A 1,164-nucleotide genomic window follows, 5' to 3' on the forward strand; every position below is an offset into this window, starting at 1 on the left:
CAATGAGCGACTATCTGTGGTGTCAAGTTGCATTGGCGAACTCCATGCGCGCATCGCGTGCTTTTGCATTGAGAATGACGAGGAGTTTTCGCGCCAGCGCCATGCGGATGACCATTTTGGTTTTGCCAGCCTTTTGCAACCGTTCGGCGAAAGCTTGCAGATGAGGATCGTACCTGGCGACGTGCCGGGCAACGATAAAGAGAATGCCACGCGGCCCGGTGCGACCGCCCCGAATATTACGAGGTCCCTCGCGTTTGCCGCTATCATTGGCGAAAGGCGAGAGCCCCACCAGCTTGGCGATGGCCTTGTTGGAGACGATGCCGATCTCGGGGACCTCCGCCAACAGACGGGCAACGGTGCGGTCAGCCAAGCCCTTGAAGACGCGGAATGTCATGTCGAGCCTGGCCCACAACGGATCATCGTCAATCAGCGAGGCCACCTCGCCAGCCAGCCGCTTCTCCTCGCGCTTGAGGCAGGTCAGCACCGTGGAGAGACTGGCCAGCGTCTCGGCGTCTGTGGTGGCGCTCTTGCGCTGCTTGTTGACGGTGATGTCGCCGGTGACTTGGGAAAGCCTGGAAACCAAGACTTTCAGTCGCTGCTGCGCGGGACTGGGCGGCGCCGCCGGCACGATCTGCTTGACCGACGCGTAATGGGCGATCACGGCCGCGTCGATGCGATCGGTTTTCTCGAAGGTGCCCATTGCTTCGGCGAAGCGACGCACGCTGCGAGGATTGACGATGCCGCAAGGCAGGCCGTTCTCCCAAAGCCACAGAAAGGCCAACCGCTCATAACCGCCCGTGGCCTCCATAACCGCGAGCTCGACACGATGGCCGCGGCAAAACACCAGCAACTCGCCTAGTCCCGCTGCGTCGTTGGCGAAGCGAGCAAACGCAGCGCCCGGCCGGATATGGGCGTCCAGCCAATCTTTCGAAACATCAACTCCACAAATAATGTTGTTCACGGTAACCTGCCTTGTTCGTGCGATTGGAGCCAAGCGACTATTCGGTCGTGCGTGACAAAGGCGAAGATCCCAAGCTCATTGACGGTTGTAGCCGGAGGGGCAGCGGGCGACTTCGCCAAGCCTCGGGCCGGATGGCCATCCGGCCCGAGGCTCAATCGCTTCCATCGCACATAATCATCTCGTGCAGATACAAGGGGCGGCGC

The 1,164-nt window shown here is 60.8% G+C and carries 1 protein-coding gene; it reads right to left on the reverse strand.

Going from position 1 to position 1,164, the window contains the following annotated elements:
• Window positions 1-22 precede the first annotated feature (22 nt).
• The gene (locus EN964_RS35245; protein ID WP_127270070.1) at window positions 23-961 is read right to left on the reverse strand and encodes an IS110 family transposase; all 939 of its coding nucleotides are present in this window, start codon (window positions 959-961) and stop codon (window positions 23-25) included.
• Window positions 962-1,164 lie beyond the last annotated feature (203 nt).

This window comes from Mesorhizobium sp. M7A.F.Ca.CA.001.10.2.1 (assembly GCF_003998575.1).
Lineage (GTDB): Bacteria > Pseudomonadota > Alphaproteobacteria > Rhizobiales > Rhizobiaceae > Mesorhizobium.